This is a genomic window from Trebonia sp. (assembly GCF_049794275.1).
In the GTDB taxonomy this organism is placed as follows: Bacteria; Actinomycetota; Actinomycetes; order Streptosporangiales; family Streptosporangiaceae; genus Trebonia.
Window position 1 is genome coordinate 1 of sequence record NZ_JBARCR010000020.1, and the last position, 1,646, is coordinate 1,646.

The following is a 1,646-nucleotide window of genomic DNA, read 5'->3' on the forward strand; positions in this document are numbered from 1 at the left end:
GGAACGACAGATGGGTCGGGAGCATTGGCAGCAGGCGGAGCTCGGCGGCCGTCAGGGCCGTGACGCCCAGGGCGGACGAACTGCGGGCATAGGACAGCTCCACCCGGAGGTCGGCGACCTGCCCGGCGAAGATACCCAGGCCGGGGCGCCGGGTGAGTACCTCGGTCGCCTCCCGAAGGAGGATCCGCGCCGCCACGATGTCGGACACTGCGAGGTAGCACCTGGCGAGCTCGATCCTGGCCTGGACGGCGAGGTGCGGCACAGCGTAGGTCAGGGCCGGCCGAAGGCGCTGCGCCCTGGTCAGCTCCGCCAGGGCACGCGGCCGGTCGGCCTCGTGCAGTGCTATCCGGGCGGCCACCGCATGCACGATCGTGATGGGAGGGTAGTCCGCCAAGTTGGCCTCACCGGCCAGCGACCGGGCCTGGGACAGGTGCCGCTCGGCTGCCTCCCAATCCCCCCGGGCGATCGCCAGTAGCGACCGTTGCGCTAGCGCCACGCAGACACCGACGGCTGGGCCGCCAGGATGACCTCCGGAGGCCACGTCCTCGAAGAGGACATCGGCCCGGCCAGTATCACCGGCCATCAGATACGCCATCCCCAGGTACAACGTCACCGAGTTCCGCCAGAAACTGCCCGCGGCCATCGTCCCGGCAGCGAGTTCCGCGTCGGCCCGCATCTGCTCTGCGCCGTCGCGGCACATCAGCGCCCGCATCAGCGCCAGCCACGGCTGGATCGAGGCGCTCCCGTCCGGCAAGCTGGCCACGGCGGCTGCCCGCTCGGCGGCCTCGGCCCAGCTTTCGGCCTCACCCGGCTTCCCGGTCAAGGCGGAGATCATCGCGGCCAAGACGGCGGCCGTCGGCTGATTCGCGGCAGCCCCGTGGTCTTTGAGCCACCCGAACCACCGCTCGGCGGTAGCGACCCGGCCCTGCTGGTAGGCGGCAAACGCCAGCGCGCCGACCAGGCGGCCCGCCGCATCTGCCTCGCCGGCCTTCATCCAGTGCCCCAGTGCCTCGACGGGTTCCCCGTTGCGCTCGTACCACCGCGCGGCCCGCCGGTGCAGGACGGGGACCAGGCCGGGCTCGAGGCGTTGCAGCTCCGCCAGGAGCATGTCGCGGAACAGGTGGTGGTAGCGGTACCACTGCCCCCGCCGGTCCAGCGGCACCAGCAGCAAGTTCGACCGCTCTAGCCTGGCCAGGACTCCGGCGGACCCATCCGCCTCGAGCACCGCATCGCACAGCGGCCCGCACATCCGCTCCAGCACGGCGGTCTGGGTAAGGAACACCCGGTTGCGGTGGGAGATCCGGGCCAGGAACTCCGCCTCCACGTACTCGCTCACCAGCCAGTCATCCCCGCCGAAAGACGCCGCCGCGCCCGCCAGCCGGCCACCCTCCCGCAGGTACAGCGCCGCCAGGTACAAACCGACCGGCCATCCCTCGGTCCGCCGGTGAAGTTCCGCCACGTCGTCCTCGCCGACCACGACGTCTGCGCCGCGCAGCAGCAATGACGCCTCGTCGCGGTCAAGCGACAAATCGCCGGGGCCGATCTCCAGAATCCTTCCCTCGGCCCGCAGCCGAGCCAGTCGCAGCGGCGGCTGGAGCCGCCCGGCCATCGCCAGCCGGGAGCCGCCAGGGACATGATCGGCCAGC

At 71.8% G+C, this 1,646-nt stretch carries 1 protein-coding gene; it reads right to left on the bottom strand.

Annotation, left to right across the window (positions count from 1 at the left end; genetic code table 11):
• Nucleotides 1-1,646, bottom strand: a 1,646-nt coding sequence (locus WA805_RS00475; protein WP_425241380.1) for a hypothetical protein, incomplete at both ends; no start/stop codon positions are given.